This window comes from Klebsiella sp. WP3-W18-ESBL-02, assembly GCF_014168815.1.
Lineage (GTDB): Bacteria > Pseudomonadota > Gammaproteobacteria > Enterobacterales > Enterobacteriaceae > Kluyvera > Kluyvera ascorbata_B.
The window spans coordinates 55,534-70,044 of sequence record NZ_AP021973.1 but is presented as its reverse complement, the minus strand read 5'-3'; the positions used below and the strand labels follow the sequence as shown (position 1 = coordinate 70,044).

The window sequence follows — 14,511 nt, the reverse complement described above, 5'->3', positions numbered from 1 at the left end:
CTTACTGATTTAGTGTATGATGGTGTTTTTGAGGTGCTCCAGTGGCTTCTGTTTCTATCAGCTGTCCCTCCTGTTCAGCTACTGACGGGGTGGTGCGTAACGGCAAAAGCACTGCCGGACATCAGCGCTATCTCTGCTCTCACTGCCGTAAAACATGGCAACTACAGTTCACTTACACCGCCTCTCAGCCCGGTACGCACCAGAAAATCATTGATATGGCCATGAATGGCGTCGGATGTCGCGCCAGTGCACGCATTATGGGCGTTGGCCTCAACACGGTTTTACGTCACTTAAAAAACTCAGGCCGCAGTCGGTAACCTCGCGCATACAACCGGGCAGTGATGTGATTGTCTGCGCTGAAATGGACGAACAGTGGGGCTACGTCGGTGCTAAATCACGTCAGCGCTGGCTGTTTTACGCGTATGACAGGATACGGAGGACGGTTGTGGCGCACGTCTTCGGTGAACGCACTCTGGCCACGCTGGGGCGTCTTATGAGCCTGCTGTCACCCTTTGACGTGGTGATATGGATGACGGATGGCTGGCCGCTGTATGAATCCCGCCTGAAGGGAAAGCTGCACGTAATCAGCAAGCGATATACGCAGCGAATTGAGCGGCATAACCTGAATCTGAGGCAGCACCTGGCACGGCTGGGACGGAAGTCGCTGTCGTTCTCAAAATCGGTGGAGCTGCATGACAAAGTCATCGGGCATTATCTGAACATAAAACACTATCAATAAGTTGGAGTCATTACCCCCTTTCAGTAGCGCACCAAGACCGATATTCGGTTCCAGCAAACGCATACCTGAAGCCACCATACATTCATCAATTGCTCGTTTCTGGAGTTCTCCGACCGTTGCATAGAACTGGTGCGTATAGCGGTCAGGTATAGAACCATGTAATGCCAGAAGTTTGAATGCTTCAACGGGGCTAAAGTCAAAGTCATATACTTCTCTATATCTTCTGACAGCACCCAATGACTCCCATATGTTCACCAGTTCTTTTTTCTCACTAACAGACTGGTTGTCCCGCAGGATAAAAGTGTGCGGCCCCGGTGACAGGTGTTTGCCCGCGTTCAAATGGTCAGTGGCATATGATATTAAGGAGTTAACAGCAGAGAATGATATCAACTGCGACCGATATTCATTGGTTTTTACAGTTCTTGCGGAGTTATGGCCGGTGGTGTATCGGCGATCGAGAGGAATGCAGCCTGGCATTAAATGGGATAGTACCAGATTGAGATTGTCACAAGTTTCCTCCTCAATCAGGATATGCACATTGCCGTTAATAAACCCCTTCACTTTAAGACTATCGTTATCAATACTTACCCATTCGCCAGGGTTACTCATCATGTACTCTTTGACCGCAGCCGAATTCACATCCTCAGCACCGCTTCGTCCATACATCAGTCCAATAACCTTACGAAGGTCATTAAAATAGTTGAGATAGTCATAGGATCTGCGGTTATCTCTACTTGGTAAGCAGCTGGCTATGATGAGTTTGTTGCTGAAGCCCTGGGCACGGTTAGTCTTATGCAGAGCGGAGAGCTTTTCAAACACACCATGAACCATCTGGGCGAAGTAGTCTTTTTTCTCTTCATTCAATGCGAATGCGGTAGAAAAGATACTTTCTTCGTTGAAGGGTACAGGCTTAGAACCTATCCCAAAAGGAATTGTCAGATAATAAAATATGATAATTTCTGAGGGCGAAGCGTGGCGGGCAACAAGTGGCAGATCAGTGATGGACTCTGGGAGAAAATGGCTCCACTCATCCCGGAGCATAAAACTCAACACCCGCTGGGTACGCACCGCAAGCGGGTTGATAATCGCGCTGCAATGAACGCCATTTTCTTCGTACTCAGGACGGGCTGCCAATGGAATGCGCTGAATGCCACCGGTATATGCTCGTCAAGCTCTGCTCATCGCCGATTTCAGGAGTGGCGAGATGCTGGAGTATTTGAACGCTTCTGGCAAAATGGGTTGCTTGCTTGCGAACAGTTGGACTCTATTGACTGGTCGTGGCTGTCGATGGATGGTTGTATAACCAAATCACCGCTGGCAGGCTCAAAAAAACAGGCAGGAACCCTACAGACCGGGGGAAACAGGGCGTAAAGCGCAGTCTGATGACTGACGGGAACGGGCTACCGCTTGCACTGGTTGTTGCCGGAGCAAATACGCACGACATAAAGTTGGTTACGGATACGCTCGATGCCCTCCAGACGGGCAGACCGGGCAAGAGGCTCCGGTTGTGCATGGACAAAGGGTATGAAGCGGAATGGCTGGAATCGTATCTGAAAAGTCGTCGCTATGAACCTCATATCCAGTCACGAAAGGATGAGTCAGAGGCCATCAAATACACGGATTTTAAGGCTCACCGCTGGGTTGTAGAGAGAACACACAGTTGGATGAATCGCTACCGCCGTGTCCTGACTCGTTGGGAGAAGAAGGTCGAGAATTATGAGGCGATGCTGCATTTTGCCTGTGGTGTCATTGTCTGGAACAAAACCCTATTGGGATAGGCTCTTAAGCTTCTCAAAATTTGATTCTGATGATTTTCGCCATGCCCTTAATCCTTCGTTCCAGTCATCGTATCTTTCGGTGGGCATAAATGGTTTTACGCCGGTCAGATCGAGCAGCTTTTGCCAGTACTTTTCATCGAGAGCACAGCGGGCCCGTTCTATACAGAACAAATTTTCTACAGCCAGCGTATATTTGATGGAATTGTCACAAGAATCACAGAACATGCGCCATGCTTCATCATGCCGGTTCCGCATCACTGCATCATACATGGCCTGCATGTGCTTCAGTGTTGTGTTGTATTCCACCAGCAGATCGCGCATGGCATTTAGTTTTTGAAAGCCGTCATGTTCAATGAGGCCACTTTGACTGTCTACGGGATTAGCATAAAGGCTGAGGACGTCTGATTCATTTTCATCGTTATTCGCTAATACAGCTGTCGGTAGGTTCATCAGATTTCTCCAAATAGAGAAATTATGAGACAGGTATGGCAGGTGACGAAGCAAATCGACGAACTACATAAGCCGGGATATTTGGGGATACCGTGAAGTACATAGCACGGCGGAAGTCCAAAAAAAGAGACCCCAGTAAGGGGTCTTAAATGAGGTATATATAACTATCAGATCACAGAGCCCGAAGCAGACTACTCAACGTCCTGAATTTCAGGAAGCTTCAACCCTTTCGGATAGAAGATTGTATGAACAGTCAGGTCAGCCAGGAACGTAGATTTGATAATTAATTTTATTATAGGGTTAATACTATCCCAAGAATCGGGCGAATTCCAGATAGTGGCATCACAGCTTTCAGGATACTGGTTAACTCCAGGAGCATGGCCAGCCGTGCAGCGCATTGGGTCGGTTGATTCATGCTCGCATTTAGGGCAAATATAGCGCCGCAGCTGGTGTTCACCTAGGTCTTGGTCAAAATCGTGAGGAGTTTCCCAGCAATGAACATCTTCAAGCTCAGGTAGCCTGGACGGAGTGTAAAAAGCCCACGGCACTTCCGTACCTCGCAGTACCTCAAGTGCGTGTATCACCCGCTCAGGCTCGATTTTAAGCACGTCACTGTATGCTTCTATTCGATCACGTAACAGGCTGGCCATTACAGAGATTGTATGGATATCGATACCGGCTGCTTGAGCGTCCCTTTCCAGCTGCTCAATAACGACATCAATACTTGCTGGTGGTGCAGACATAAATAACTGCGTTGCGGCTTCTTGTCGTGACATATACGAAGGTTCCTTCGGTTACCGGTGACAGTAACCGATATTTTCCCCTCGCTACAGCTGGTCACGAATTTTTTCAGCTTGTACATCGGATACCAGAACACAATCACCTGTTGCAGAATTACAAACGTAATATTTTCCGTCCTGATGCTGCTGTAATTTCAGTTTTGTACCCGTAAGTGACACTGTAACGCCACTTGCTTCAAACTGCCCTTTGTTGGTGATGAAAAAGTTGTTTTTTGCGAGGGTTCCGGCTTTCAAATCAACGCCTCTGATCACTTCACCCAGGTCCCATTCGTTCATTACTGAGCGTTGTTTATGGATCAAGGAGCCAAGACAGACAAACACCACGACACTGATTGCAGCAAGACCCATAAGGTTTTTAAACGAATGGTGGGCTTTCAGGTCAAGCGTCTTCGCTTCTACCAGCTGCTCGGACGTTAACTGGACAGCTCGATTGTTACGCGAAGGACGTTTACGTTGGTTAGCAGTCATGGTTCACCTCTGTTTGAAGGAGAGATAATTTTAAACCTGCCAGTATATAAGCGATCTGAATTGGGTGAAGCGAATCATCAATGCTCATGGCCAGTCTACCCTTCTGATTGGTATCTACGGCTTTGCTGCCTCGGTACTGGTATCCATATCTCTTCCTGGCAAGTTCCAGGCCAGCCAGCATGTACTGGACTTGCTGTAACGATAATGAATCAATTTGCAGAGACTTGAGCCTGTTTTTTTGCTGGCACAGACCAAATAACTCCCTCGACTCGAAATCGTCGGGGTAAGAGTGTAGTAACCCATCAACTGAGCAGGCATTCAACTTATCGAATTCACGTTCAATACCCTCGACCGAGAAATGTCGGTCTCGAACGGACTCGACTCTACATTTGCTGAGCTGGCCATCTGGTGTGGCTACAAATATAGTTGCGCCTTCGGTCAGGTCTCCAGTCCAGTTTGTATGATTAGTCATATACGCTCCGTAATGGGCCTACTAAACAATATTATCACGGCTGAATATTTGACGAAGCAGTGCGCGATACGCGCCATGATAATGTTAAATTAGTCGTTTATTTGATAGCACCATTTTTCTCTGAATACTGTTCAAACCAGAAAACAATGGGTTTCTCTACAATGCTTATCTGGCCGAATCTTTCTGCCGTTCTGAAATTCATACTACTCTTCCGTGCCCTTTCAACCTGTAAACTTATTTGTTTGCGGAACATTTCCAGTGAATATGTTGTTTTGAGCAGATTGCAGGGCGCACAGGCTGGGAAAAGATTTTCTAAGCAGTTGGCACTTTCATTAAACACTTCACCGGTAGCCTTAAGCTTAAATTTCCCTCTGGCCGCAGCTTGCATATCCTGGACGGATTTCCTTAGCACAGGTTCTACGTGATCAGCGTGCCAACCTTTTTCTTTCAGTACCTCGCCACAATATGCACATCGACCACCAAATTTAGCCCTCAGTACTATTCTTTGTTTTTTTGACAGAGACATAATAAATTCCTTGTGGAACTAAGAGAATCGGCCATCGTCTATTGATTCAGCGATGTTGACTGCCAGGGCGTTATCGTCCAAGCCTGACAACGTTTCATAGCGAAAGACAGGAATGTGAGTTCTTTTAAAAAGGGCAATAATGAACTCTCCTTCAGGCTGAGCGCTGATAGCATCTTCATTGATCATTGCTAGCACTAGTTCCCCGGTATGCGCATCGGAGAGAACAAAATCGAACACGAATTCATCTGCGTACTGTTGCGCCTGAAGTACGTCAACCGGGGCAACCGGTTCATCTTCGAGCTCCAGCTCTACTAAGTCCCGGGCAAGCACCTGGGGTGCGATAATGTACTGACCATTGAACACCGCACTCAAGCGCACATAAAGATCCATCAGGACTTTTGGCAATATCGAATTTTTTTTGATGAAGTACTCGCTCAACCCATCAAGTGCGGCGTTCTCGTCGGCATCGGCATTAATATCTGCCTGCTGATCATGCTCGTCCAAAGGTTGCTGAGTTTGTTGTTGTTCTCGTTTTGTTCGACTCGCGTAGATAAGTATGAAAGCTGCAAAGCACACAAATGTCAGAAATATTGCGAGAGCGATTATATATTTTAGAGTCATGGGTTCATTCCTATAGTCTGGAGATACTCAGGCTCCTTGAACTTCATATTTTCGGGTATATGCCGCATCACCTTTTTGATGTATGGTTGTTCAATTCTCTTAAGCGTATCTAATTGAGATTGATAATCCTTAGTTCTCAAATCATGCTCAGCACCCAGTTGTCCTAATAACGTCTGAAGTTTCTTTAAGGCTTTGCTGCACTGCACTTCGGCATTATCCAGCTTTTCAATATTTAACCAGGAGAGAATATCGATAACAGGATTTATAGTCAGATCGACAAACAGATCAAGCGTGTCATCTGGTAAATTTGAATCAATAGGTGATTGCCGGGCAGGCATTTCATCTGCTAATCGCTTAAGCGCACCCATAGCTCTCTTTAACGAACTACTCGCAGAGGATGTGTCTATTGCTGAAAGTATGGATATTGCTTTACTGGTAGTAACCATATCCAGAAATTCAGTTGTGGAAGCACTATTACATTCATCCTTTGCTGTTTTTAATAGTTCACGGGCATTTTCTGCAAGTTTGAGTCGTCTGCCTGACTCGTTATATTTTATCTGAGCTTCTTTCCAGCAGTTGACTAGATGCTGATAAATCTCACAATCTGGTGATTTCGAAATTTCTTCCAACGAGGACATAACTACGTATTGAAGAAAGATGCTCCTGCATTTTGGCAGCAGCAGGTTAAGATGCAATTCACATTCGTTCAGCTTTTTTCGCGCCGGTGTCTCTCTGAAGAGACCAATAAATAGCGCCCACAATGAAAACTGACGATCTCTTGTCTCTTTAACCAACTCTTTAACTGCCAGGGCTCGGGCAATGTTAGCATTTTCAACCTGGCGTGATAACTCTTGGAGTTCTGTAGCTGTAATCATCTCTCAGCCCTTTAATGGAAGGTTTTTTCTGGTTGTTTGGCTTCTGCCGCGACACCTTGTTGTTCGTCTGACGGCGTTGTGATGAGTCCTGGGCTTTCACCCCCGAGGGCTTTTATCATTGTGTCCAGAACCTCCATAACAACAGAGGTAAACAAAACGAAATCGGCATCAAATCTTTGGGCGTGATCTTCTGGCGAAATGTCATCGTTCTGTTCAATAAGTTCTTCCGTAAAGGTCAGTCGTGAAAAGATGAAATTGTCATTCAGGATGAAAAACATCTGGTTCATCCAGCCCAGTGCAACCTTTGTCACAAGCTTTCCGGCCTCGATGTGATGAGCGATCTCATCACATATCAAATCCTGGCGTTTTGTTGTAACGACCCCCCCGTTTTCGAGCACATCTTTGAGCGTGGCTTCGTCGCATAAAGCTAGGCCAGGCGGCAGACTTCCTGTTTTGACCCACTCTGTTAACGTCAGTTCTACCGGCGTTTCCAGCGTGAATGGGATAATTGGAAGTGAGCCAATAGTTTTACGTAGCAAAGCTGTTACATCATCTGCTTTTTTATGGCTGGTGGTCTCAACAAGCAGTAGACGTGATTTAGTATCCACCCAAATGTTTGTAGTGCTGTATTTGCTGAAAGCCTTTGGTATGAGCTCAGCGAGCACGGCATCGTTGACGGCCTGGATCTCCATTTTCTTTAGCCTGCGGTTTTGCTCTTTCTCCAGTCTCTGAACCCGGGTTCGCACAATTTCTTTGATGGTCGCGGGAGGAAGTATTTTCGATTCGTGCTTAACAGTCAGAAGAATGAGATTATTCGACTCATGCTTTAACAGCTCGACATCTTCACCCAATGGCGGGATCCATCCTGACCGTGCCATATCATTAGGCCCGCAGGGAGTGTATTTCAACTCACTTAACTGTTCATCCAGCTTGTCTAATTCCAGAGCTTTTTGGATGCGGTAGACTACAAGGCTTTTGGGTTTAAATTGGCTCATCGTGGCCCTCAGCTGTTGCTTGATTAATTTTAATAAGGTCAGAGACACGCTCGCGGATCACGACACACTCCCAGTAAGTTAGAGGCTTAGAGCTCAGCACTTGTTTAAACTGCGCCACGGCAATATCAGGTGCTGTCCGATATTGTTCGGCGATATCCTGACAAAATTTCTCAGTCTCTGGGTTATGCAGCTTTTCAGAACAATGGAAGCGTTTCATGCCGCAGCTCCCTTTTTCGAGTTATCCGCTAATTTGACCGCGAAGATTTCTGAAGCTTTTTTCCCATCCCCGCTGCCTTTAAATATGCTTCTCCGGGCAGTCACACCATGAATAGCGAAGGCTTGATAAAGCTCACGAATATCAGGCGCATCGTGGCATGATGCGATGACATGAACCCCGCGTTCAGGCAGCAACTGGAGCAGTTTGGTAAGCTCAATCTGCATAGCGGGTGTAAAACCGCTGGCATGGTAAGCCGTGAATCTGCCGGGATTAACATATGGTGGGTCGCAATACACCACATCACCCGGGCGGGCCATTGATAGCGTGGTCTGGAAGCTGGCGCAAAGTAAAGTTGCTGAGGACATTTTCTCAGCCATTGCGTATAACTCTGTCTCTGGGAGATAGGGGTTGGCGTAATAACCCCAGGGGACGTTAAAGATGCCTTTCCGGTTGTATCGGCATAGTCCGCGATGGCCAAACCTATTCAGATAGATAAACAGAGCAGCTTGAGTGTCACTTGCACTATCATGATTATTGAACTGGCTTCGCAGCTCATAATAGGCGTCCTCAGAACGCCCGAGACAGTAAAGGCGTTTAAGCTCAGAAAGTACCTTTTCAGGCGACTTAAAAATACTCTGGTATGTATCGATCAGGTCGCTATTAATATCGGCCAAAATGTATTCTGGGTAATTCGTATTCATCATTACAGCGCCTGAACCGCCAAAGGGCTCAATAAGCCGACCACCTTTCGGTAGTACATGCTTAAGACTTGCCATAATGTTGTGTTTGGCTCCTACCCACTTCAGAACGCTTTTCATTTCATTCTGGCTCCAGAATATTAGGACGCAGTGATCGCGACCAATGGGAGCGAGATGGCATATAGCCATCCCGTCAGGAAGCTTGTTTTAACGTTATCACGCCCATGAAATTGGCTATTTCGAAAAGGCCGACAAAACGAGAGCGTTTTGTCAGACACGGACAGGCATGATGATGTCGTAATTGTTTTTGTTTACTGAAATCAATATGCCGGTCGTTGTATCACGCAAAGCAATCTGTGCGGCTTCTCCTTCTTCCGAACACGCCCCCAGGCTTGCCAGTGATTCCAGGAGGTAATCGGCATTCATACCGATATCAACAATTGTTTCGGGCTCGCCTGCCTCTTTCGCAATGTCCATCACCTCTTTGCAACTGATTGCATTTGAGCCGGGCGACTTAAGCTGTAGGGCGTTGTCTTTGAATGACATCACACAAACACTGGTGTTGTTTGGCGAGCCCTCTTTAAGCAATGGGGTTGCGCGTTTTAGTGCGGTGGTGAGTTCAGAAGGATCAACCTTAAACAGTTCAGTATTTTTGGCTACCGTGCTGGCCACGCGCTTCCAGTCCGGGTAACGGCCATCGACAAGATTTGAAATGACTGTATGGCTTCCGAGCGTAAATGTCAGGTTACGGTTGCTGTAGTCAATTTTGAATTGACCCTGGCTACCGCTCAGGATTTTATGGAGCACGGGGAAAACCCCGTTGGGTAAAATCACACCTGCATTCGTGTTACTGATAGAGGTAGGAGCTGTCGGAGATTGAATCTCATCGCCCACGTCATCGCTGAAGTCGATATCATGAGAACTGACGGCCATACGATGTCCATCAGTGGCTACAGCAATAAATTGGCCATTATCGATACCGAGGTAGACCCCATTCATATAAAAGCGGACATCGTTCTGAGCCGCAGCGTGGCTGACACGCTTGATAATCTGACTCAGCATCTGCGTTGGAAAGTAAACGCTGTAATTATGTTCCAGCGTCTCAGCCTGAATTTCGGGTATATGGTCTAAGCAAACCGGGATGTTATAGGAGTTTTTGTCGGTGCGAATGACAAGATGGTTTTTTGCCGCATGGAAGCGGACGTTAATTTCATCTTCGCCGCGCATGTTGCGGATTAAAGAAAAGAGTTGTGTTGCAGGTACTGATACGTCCATATCACCATTGCCCCCCGATACCGTCCCTTTACTGGTAATTTGGGCAGAGTTTAAGTCAATGCCAAGGGCAGAAAGACAATCCCCACGTAACCGCAGCGTGATCATCTCCAGTACTTTCATTGCAGGAGACCGGCGAATAACCATACACGGCATTTCGATAATTTTGAGAAGTGCTTCAGCAGAAATATCAAACCCTGGAAGCTCTTTAAATGATAAGCGTCTTGCCTTTGGTTGAACTGCGTCTATTGTAGATGCGTCTGTCATTTTACTGTCTCCCATAATTATCCGTGTTAAATTAATCGTACCCCCGGTCAATCAAGTGACGAATAGCAAATTATGAAAAAATGAAGTTTATTTGTGGTGACGGCGATAACCTAATTCAAACGCGAACTGCCATTGGTATTCATTTAAAGCACATCCAAGAGATGTGATGGCCTCAACAATTTCCTTTATAATGAGGTTGCCTGAATTCAATCTGTACTCGTAGTACCAACCTATATCAAATGCGATAAGCTGGAGGCGGAAAAGATGGATCTGAGGAACGTAACCAGTAACGCCGCTAAGCGCTTTTATATAAATGAGTTCCCCTTCCATTTCTGATAGAAAAACCATGTCAAGAATATTGGACGCGAAATTCGTCATGGTGAACATAAATTGAGCCTCTTTATTGAGCCTCGCGTAACACATCGGATGCCTTAAAGTAGCCGAGTCGGTGCATCATTTTATTGATCTGACCTACTTTGCCATCAGACCCTTCATACTTACTCAACCGGTGAAGTAAGATACGCATGGACATCAACACACTGTCTGATGCGTTATCACCACGGGTAAGTAGTTTATCAGTACTATCTGAGTATGACCCCGTAAGTGCCGCGCTCACCAAATCACCGGCAATAGCATCCGGGTGGCACAATGCCATCAAACCGATAATCAATGCCTGCCGATTAAGTTCCGTTTCTGTCAGGCCTGTTTTTGAAGTGAGTTCTGCTAGTAAATTATCAGTGCTCATTATCATGCTCCTTTTGCTTATGTTCTCCCGGTTGAATGGCGGAAGAGTCTTTACTACTGCGTGAAAATACATCCGCGACCAGAAATTTAGCTTTCTCTGAAGGACTCATAAATTTCCAGAGTTCATCAGGATATTCATCGTCATGCTTTTCAGATTTTTTCAATCGGGAGATTCCTTTTAATTTTGCAGCCATGCGGCTCCGTCCATACGGACGGATTGGCATTGTAAAATTTTGCTGCGAACTATCAATCAGACCAGTAAAGTGACGACCCATATAAATACCTCTAAGTGCAGTAGTTATTTTTTCCCGATTCAAAGCTCCGCCTTTAACGTCATACTACGGGATAGCATTACTGCAACGAAATATTCAGGGATTGTTTACGGCGTTTTGAAGGTGTTATCCATTACCGTTTTACTTCTCGCTACCCAGTCGTTTGCATCACTGCAATTGATGTTTGACGCTACGACCTGACGGGCGGATGTATAGATTGGACTTGCATAACCACCATTCCCGGCAACTACCAGACGGATACTGTTGAGATATGCGTAAACAGGATCCTGTAGGATTGTAGAATCGATGGATGCCTGCTGTTTACAGCTATCGCTACGCATCTTTACTACATCAGTTGCGACCATGACGCATTCAGGACATTCATTTTTAAGCTGAATGAACTGAGTTGGTGTCTGCCCCGCTGCTGGACTTCCATCTGCTCTAAGAGGAATATTGGCTTCAGCAATATTGATGCAGAAAGTCGATCCCGCAATTAGCGCCAGCAATAATTTCGTTTTCATATAACCTCGCCTTATTTAATTCAGATTTATCGAACTGAGCTTACTGCTTTAAGTGGTGAGTAAGAAAAAAAAAGGGTGACAAAACGGGGGGTGTTTTTTAACCTTAATCATATCCCATATGATTAGGTTGATTATGAACAATGCCAATATGCAGGGAGATGGTACTGAACATCGCCTGGAGCGCTTTTCCCGTATTCAGAAGGATGCGTTGGTACTTCTTCTTTTGTGCAAAGAAAAAGGCACTGCGATAGTGCCATTCACCAGGTTGCTGGGGTTTATTAACTCTGTTCCAGACAGCCAGGATGTAGCTGAGCCCAACCTACGTAAGTCACTCAAAACATTGCAGCAAAATGGCTATGTATGGAAGTACCGGAACAAAAACGATCTTACAGTTTCATTTGAGTTAACTTCATCAGGAGAACTCCAGGCAACTTCATTTCGGGTGCGAAGATTAGAGGCATGGGGCCAGGCAGACGAGTAAAACTCGTCTGCTGGTGGTTACACAGAAAGATACTTTTTACTGATAGTTAAAGCGCTGCGTCGTTTTAATGCAAATGGACGATTATCAGAAAGTCTGGAAGCATTACCGGCGCGAATGAATATGCGTTTCATCCTGCGGTCAAAATGTTCTTCTGACCAGCCGAAGGGATACGTACCCTTAATACCATCTATTGGCCCGGCAAGAATGCGAGCGGTTTCGCTACGAAGAGTACTTCCCCTTAAACCAAATGAGCTAAGTTTATTTCTTATCAGACTTACAGAAAATTTCCTGGGTTTTAAAACACCCTTAATACAGTACAGATGTTTACTCATAGCATTACCCTTTTATTATGGGAACGATTAGCTGCGCTGCATAAAGTCGATGGATTGGCGTTTGTTTTCTTCGATTATCTTCATTGCCTCTTCAAGCCATCCAGCATCTTCACCCCGGCTGGTTAGCTCTTTGTGCTTTAGTTTGAGTGCAAATACTGCGTCATCAGCACCGGCAGTAAACAATTCTTGTCTGACTTGTTGTGTGCTGGTTGTACCATTTATAACACCAACCATATAATTCACGATATCAATAACTTGGGGGAGTAAATCTGGATCCTCATGATTAATCTCCTCGATACTGACAAACGGCAGTAACCGGTCAATCAGCATATGGGCTAGGTTGGTGATATTCAGCAGGAATAGGTTATCGTTCTCGGTGTCGCTTTTGCTTTTTACTTCTGATGCGGTAAACGACTGAACCCGGCGATTGTATTCGCACTGCCACTCCTTACAGGCACTGATCATCCAGTTCTGTATCTCTTCATCAGAAGCGTTGGATGATGGAATGTCCATCGCAGCAGGGAGAACTTGATCCCACGGGTAAACATGAGAATCAATCATCACGCCTTCCGCGTTACGCATTAACTCAGATAAAGCCACTATGATGCGGCGCATCAGATGGTTTTCAGTGAGGAGAGTAAACTCTTGTTTCGATGCACCAACGAGCTCGACGTTGAGTCCTGTCAGCGAGTCGTTAGTGTTTGGCATAGTAACAGGCCTCCTGCCCTAAAAGATGATTATGAACCAGTCCGTGGTCGCAGGGTTTAGTAGTGCCAGTCAGCGTATCCGATTTTACGCTTTCGTCTTGATCACCAGTGTTCACTGAGGGTAGTAAAGTTTTGACGACGTTTTTCATAAAGACCTTATACTGTCATGACAGTCGTATGTAATTTTAGATAAGTTCTATAAGACATCTCAAAAAATAATGGTAATCCGCGAGCAGATTACCATTCAGGCATTCATCAATCATAATATGCTACGGTTATTATTTTATAATACCGCACTGCTTTGCTATCTCGATAACATCGCCATTTTTTATGATGATACCCAGAGTTTGCGCATCCTCAATGTGTCTAGTGGCGCATCCACCGACAGCTTTAACCTGCTCGATGAGACGGTCTGAGGCAGCAGCAGTATACGCCAGTGTACTGTCTGGAGTGTTGAGACTGAACAGATAAAAGCCTGAGACAATTCCCAAAATTACCAGTAGTCCACTTCTGAGTATCGCCGAAAAAAGGGCCGCAACGCAAATTGCACCACCGGCATAAATAGCAGCCTGGCCATATGACATAGACCCATTTTCCAGTATCGTCTGGAGTGCGTTATTGAATTCATTCACGGCAATAATTCCCCATTAGTTATGATACAAATTAAAACAGATATGCTGCTAATCATTAAAAGGCTATCTCAGTTCCATAAGCACCAGTGCTTCCTGGAACTTCATCCTGATTTCCCAAATAATAATTTTCCATTGTTGGGGGCGAGTTGCGTGGTGTTGCTGGCCTCGCGTTCGTGTTTTGTGGCCTGCGGCTATAACTGGTATTCTGCCGGTGATCCTGCCCACGGTTCTGCTGGAGGTGACGACTCACCAGTTTATTACCGCCTACATTGACTTTGCGAAGAACATGCCCCTTCACGGGGTTGACAAGTACGTCCATAAAGAAGCGTTCTTTACCATCCTCCTTGATTAGGCGGGTACGCAATTGGGCCTCCAGGTACACTCCTGTCCCGACATGAAGATGATTGCGGGCCACATCAGCAAATTGACCAAGCAAAATGATCTGATAGTGTTCTTCCGTAATTTTCTCCAGACCAGATTTATCCTCCATTGAGGACTCAGATGTTGTTACATAAATCTTTGCGTAGATGCCGTGGGTAGGGTGTTGTCGGATTTCAGGCTCACGGCCTACAGTACCTTCGATAATTACTTTGCTATAGCCACGATTAGTCATACACCCTCCCCAGCTCTGTATCGGATGACAT

Annotated in this window: 22 protein-coding genes and 1 pseudogene; 3 read left to right on the top strand and 20 right to left on the bottom strand. The window is 45.9% G+C overall.

Going from position 1 to position 14,511, the window contains the following annotated elements; all coding sequences use genetic code 11:
• Positions 1-41: 41 nt before the first annotated feature.
• A protein-coding gene (locus tag H7R56_RS25220) for an IS1 family transposase (protein WP_227674752.1) occupies positions 42-739 on the top strand; the annotation gives its coding sequence in 2 pieces (ribosomal slippage) (positions 42-291 and positions 291-739; 699 coding nt in all).
• On the opposite strand, the gene H7R56_RS25215 is transcribed toward H7R56_RS25220, so the two are convergent.
• Positions 674-1,780, bottom strand: a complete 1,107-nt coding sequence (locus tag H7R56_RS25215; protein ID WP_227674751.1) for a DUF4942 domain-containing protein — start codon at positions 1,778-1,780, stop codon at positions 674-676. The two genes, H7R56_RS25220 and H7R56_RS25215, sit on opposite strands and share 66 nt — an antisense overlap.
• On the opposite strand from H7R56_RS25215, the pseudogene H7R56_RS25210 reads away from it, so the two are divergent.
• Positions 1,712-2,517, top strand: a pseudogene (locus tag H7R56_RS25210) (IS5 family transposase). The gene H7R56_RS25215 and the pseudogene H7R56_RS25210 sit on opposite strands and share 69 nt — an antisense overlap.
• On the opposite strand, the gene H7R56_RS25205 reads toward H7R56_RS25210, so the two are convergent.
• The 15 genes from H7R56_RS25205 to H7R56_RS25135 all read right to left on the bottom strand — a co-directional run bounded on the left by H7R56_RS25205 (position 2,506) and on the right by H7R56_RS25135 (position 11,715).
• Positions 2,506-2,967, bottom strand: a complete 462-nt coding sequence (locus H7R56_RS25205; protein ID WP_227674750.1) for a hypothetical protein — start codon at positions 2,965-2,967, stop codon at positions 2,506-2,508. The pseudogene H7R56_RS25210 and the gene H7R56_RS25205 sit on opposite strands and share 12 nt — an antisense overlap.
• 191 nt (positions 2,968-3,158) lie before the next feature.
• Positions 3,159-3,743, bottom strand: a complete 585-nt coding sequence (locus H7R56_RS25200) for a hypothetical protein (protein ID WP_032951326.1) — start codon at positions 3,741-3,743, stop codon at positions 3,159-3,161.
• Positions 3,744-3,794: 51 nt separating this feature from the next.
• Positions 3,795-4,235, bottom strand: coding sequence for a hypothetical protein (locus H7R56_RS25195; RefSeq protein WP_223226831.1), 441 nt, complete (start codon positions 4,233-4,235; stop codon positions 3,795-3,797).
• On the bottom strand, positions 4,225-4,707 hold the full coding sequence (locus H7R56_RS25190) for a hypothetical protein (RefSeq protein ID WP_032951323.1): 483 nt from the start codon (positions 4,705-4,707) through the stop codon (positions 4,225-4,227). The genes H7R56_RS25195 and H7R56_RS25190 overlap by 11 nt, the downstream gene beginning before the upstream one ends.
• 97 nt (positions 4,708-4,804) lie before the next feature.
• Positions 4,805-5,233, bottom strand: a complete 429-nt coding sequence (locus H7R56_RS25185) for an HNH endonuclease (RefSeq protein WP_032951321.1) — start codon at positions 5,231-5,233, stop codon at positions 4,805-4,807.
• Positions 5,234-5,251: 18 nt separating this feature from the next.
• The gene (locus H7R56_RS25180; protein ID WP_223226832.1) at positions 5,252-5,854 is read right to left on the bottom strand and encodes a hypothetical protein; all 603 of its coding nucleotides are present in this window, start codon (positions 5,852-5,854) and stop codon (positions 5,252-5,254) included.
• Positions 5,851-6,729, bottom strand: coding sequence for a hypothetical protein (locus H7R56_RS25175; RefSeq protein ID WP_009654998.1), 879 nt, complete (start codon positions 6,727-6,729; stop codon positions 5,851-5,853). Before H7R56_RS25175 ends, H7R56_RS25180 begins: the two co-directional genes overlap by 4 nt.
• A gap of 11 nt (positions 6,730-6,740) precedes the next feature.
• Positions 6,741-7,724, bottom strand: a complete 984-nt coding sequence (rdgC, locus tag H7R56_RS25170; protein ID WP_182928837.1) for a recombination-associated protein RdgC — start codon at positions 7,722-7,724, stop codon at positions 6,741-6,743.
• A complete protein-coding gene (locus tag H7R56_RS25165; RefSeq protein ID WP_007372166.1) occupies positions 7,711-7,941 on the bottom strand; it encodes a hypothetical protein in 231 nt (76 codons plus the stop codon). Before H7R56_RS25165 ends, rdgC begins: the two co-directional genes overlap by 14 nt.
• Positions 7,938-8,759, bottom strand: coding sequence for a DNA adenine methylase (locus H7R56_RS25160; protein ID WP_007372165.1), 822 nt, complete (start codon positions 8,757-8,759; stop codon positions 7,938-7,940). Before H7R56_RS25160 ends, H7R56_RS25165 begins: the two co-directional genes overlap by 4 nt.
• Before the next feature lie 150 nt (positions 8,760-8,909).
• Entirely contained in the window at positions 8,910-10,178 is a 1,269-nt protein-coding gene (gene dnaN, locus H7R56_RS25155) for a DNA polymerase III subunit beta (protein WP_223307982.1), read from the bottom strand.
• Positions 10,179-10,265: 87 nt separating this feature from the next.
• Positions 10,266-10,565, bottom strand: a complete 300-nt coding sequence (locus H7R56_RS25150; RefSeq protein ID WP_009653866.1) for a hypothetical protein — start codon at positions 10,563-10,565, stop codon at positions 10,266-10,268.
• A 13-nt stretch (positions 10,566-10,578) separates the two neighbouring features.
• Positions 10,579-10,923: a hypothetical protein gene (locus H7R56_RS25145; RefSeq protein WP_032951317.1), complete on the bottom strand. Its 345-nt coding sequence runs from the start codon at positions 10,921-10,923 to the stop codon at positions 10,579-10,581.
• Entirely contained in the window at positions 10,913-11,239 is a 327-nt protein-coding gene (locus H7R56_RS27795) for a hypothetical protein (protein WP_223227020.1), read from the bottom strand. The genes H7R56_RS25145 and H7R56_RS27795 overlap by 11 nt, the downstream gene beginning before the upstream one ends.
• A 62-nt stretch (positions 11,240-11,301) precedes the next feature.
• Positions 11,302-11,715 (bottom strand): hypothetical protein, encoded by a 414-nt coding sequence (locus H7R56_RS25135; RefSeq protein ID WP_007372162.1) that lies wholly within the window; start codon positions 11,713-11,715, stop codon positions 11,302-11,304.
• A 133-nt stretch (positions 11,716-11,848) separates the two neighbouring features.
• On the opposite strand from H7R56_RS25135, the gene H7R56_RS25130 reads away from it, so the two are divergent.
• Entirely contained in the window at positions 11,849-12,196 is a 348-nt protein-coding gene (locus H7R56_RS25130; RefSeq protein WP_127649446.1) for a hypothetical protein, read from the top strand.
• A gap of 17 nt (positions 12,197-12,213) precedes the next feature.
• Here H7R56_RS25130 and H7R56_RS25125 read toward each other — a convergent pair whose 3' ends face one another.
• The 4 genes from H7R56_RS25125 to ssb all read right to left on the bottom strand — a co-directional run bounded on the left by H7R56_RS25125 (position 12,214) and on the right by ssb (position 14,480).
• Complete coding sequence (locus H7R56_RS25125; protein WP_127649449.1) at positions 12,214-12,528, bottom strand: hypothetical protein; 315 nt, start codon at positions 12,526-12,528, stop codon at positions 12,214-12,216.
• A 27-nt stretch (positions 12,529-12,555) separates the two neighbouring features.
• Positions 12,556-13,236 (bottom strand): hypothetical protein, encoded by a 681-nt coding sequence (locus H7R56_RS25120; RefSeq protein ID WP_007372161.1) that lies wholly within the window; start codon positions 13,234-13,236, stop codon positions 12,556-12,558.
• Positions 13,237-13,513: 277 nt separating this feature from the next.
• Entirely contained in the window at positions 13,514-13,867 is a 354-nt protein-coding gene (locus tag H7R56_RS25115; protein WP_154050669.1) for a hypothetical protein, read from the bottom strand.
• 55 nt (positions 13,868-13,922) lie between these two features.
• On the bottom strand, positions 13,923-14,480 hold the full coding sequence (ssb, locus tag H7R56_RS25110) for a single-stranded DNA-binding protein (protein WP_008786804.1): 558 nt from the start codon (positions 14,478-14,480) through the stop codon (positions 13,923-13,925).
• Positions 14,481-14,511 lie beyond the last annotated feature (31 nt).

Excerpts from the sequence above, each read along its gene's own strand:
- H7R56_RS25180 (WP_223226832.1), bottom strand. The coding sequence starts at position 5,854 with ATGACTCTAAAATATATAATCGCTCTCGCAATATTTCTGACATTTGTG.
- H7R56_RS25175 (WP_009654998.1), bottom strand. The coding sequence starts at position 6,729 with ATGATTACAGCTACAGAACTCCAAGAGTTATCACGCCAGGTTGAAAAT.
- rdgC (WP_182928837.1), bottom strand. The coding sequence starts at position 7,724 with ATGAGCCAATTTAAACCCAAAAGCCTTGTAGTCTACCGCATCCAAAAA.
- ssb (WP_008786804.1), bottom strand. The coding sequence starts at position 14,480 with ATGACTAATCGTGGCTATAGCAAAGTAATTATCGAAGGTACTGTAGGC.
- H7R56_RS25200 (WP_032951326.1), bottom strand. The coding sequence starts at position 3,743 with ATGTCACGACAAGAAGCCGCAACGCAGTTATTTATGTCTGCACCACCA.
- H7R56_RS25215 (WP_227674751.1), bottom strand. The coding sequence starts at position 1,780 with ATGCTCCGGGATGAGTGGAGCCATTTTCTCCCAGAGTCCATCACTGAT.
- H7R56_RS25190 (WP_032951323.1), bottom strand. The coding sequence starts at position 4,707 with ATGACTAATCATACAAACTGGACTGGAGACCTGACCGAAGGCGCAACT.
- H7R56_RS25160 (WP_007372165.1), bottom strand. The coding sequence starts at position 8,759 with ATGAAAAGCGTTCTGAAGTGGGTAGGAGCCAAACACAACATTATGGCA.
- dnaN (WP_223307982.1), bottom strand. The coding sequence starts at position 10,178 with ATGACAGACGCATCTACAATAGACGCAGTTCAACCAAAGGCAAGACGC.
- H7R56_RS25130 (WP_127649446.1), top strand. The coding sequence starts at position 11,849 with ATGAACAATGCCAATATGCAGGGAGATGGTACTGAACATCGCCTGGAG.
- H7R56_RS25120 (WP_007372161.1), bottom strand. The coding sequence starts at position 13,236 with ATGCCAAACACTAACGACTCGCTGACAGGACTCAACGTCGAGCTCGTT.
- H7R56_RS25185 (WP_032951321.1), bottom strand. The coding sequence starts at position 5,233 with ATGTCTCTGTCAAAAAAACAAAGAATAGTACTGAGGGCTAAATTTGGT.
- H7R56_RS25205 (WP_227674750.1), bottom strand. The coding sequence starts at position 2,967 with ATGAACCTACCGACAGCTGTATTAGCGAATAACGATGAAAATGAATCA.
- H7R56_RS25195 (WP_223226831.1), bottom strand. The coding sequence starts at position 4,235 with ATGACTGCTAACCAACGTAAACGTCCTTCGCGTAACAATCGAGCTGTC.
- H7R56_RS25145 (WP_032951317.1), bottom strand. The coding sequence starts at position 10,923 with ATGAGCACTGATAATTTACTAGCAGAACTCACTTCAAAAACAGGCCTG.
- H7R56_RS25150 (WP_009653866.1), bottom strand. The coding sequence starts at position 10,565 with ATGTTCACCATGACGAATTTCGCGTCCAATATTCTTGACATGGTTTTT.
- H7R56_RS25125 (WP_127649449.1), bottom strand. The coding sequence starts at position 12,528 with ATGAGTAAACATCTGTACTGTATTAAGGGTGTTTTAAAACCCAGGAAA.
- H7R56_RS25135 (WP_007372162.1), bottom strand. The coding sequence starts at position 11,715 with ATGAAAACGAAATTATTGCTGGCGCTAATTGCGGGATCGACTTTCTGC.
- H7R56_RS25165 (WP_007372166.1), bottom strand. The coding sequence starts at position 7,941 with ATGAAACGCTTCCATTGTTCTGAAAAGCTGCATAACCCAGAGACTGAG.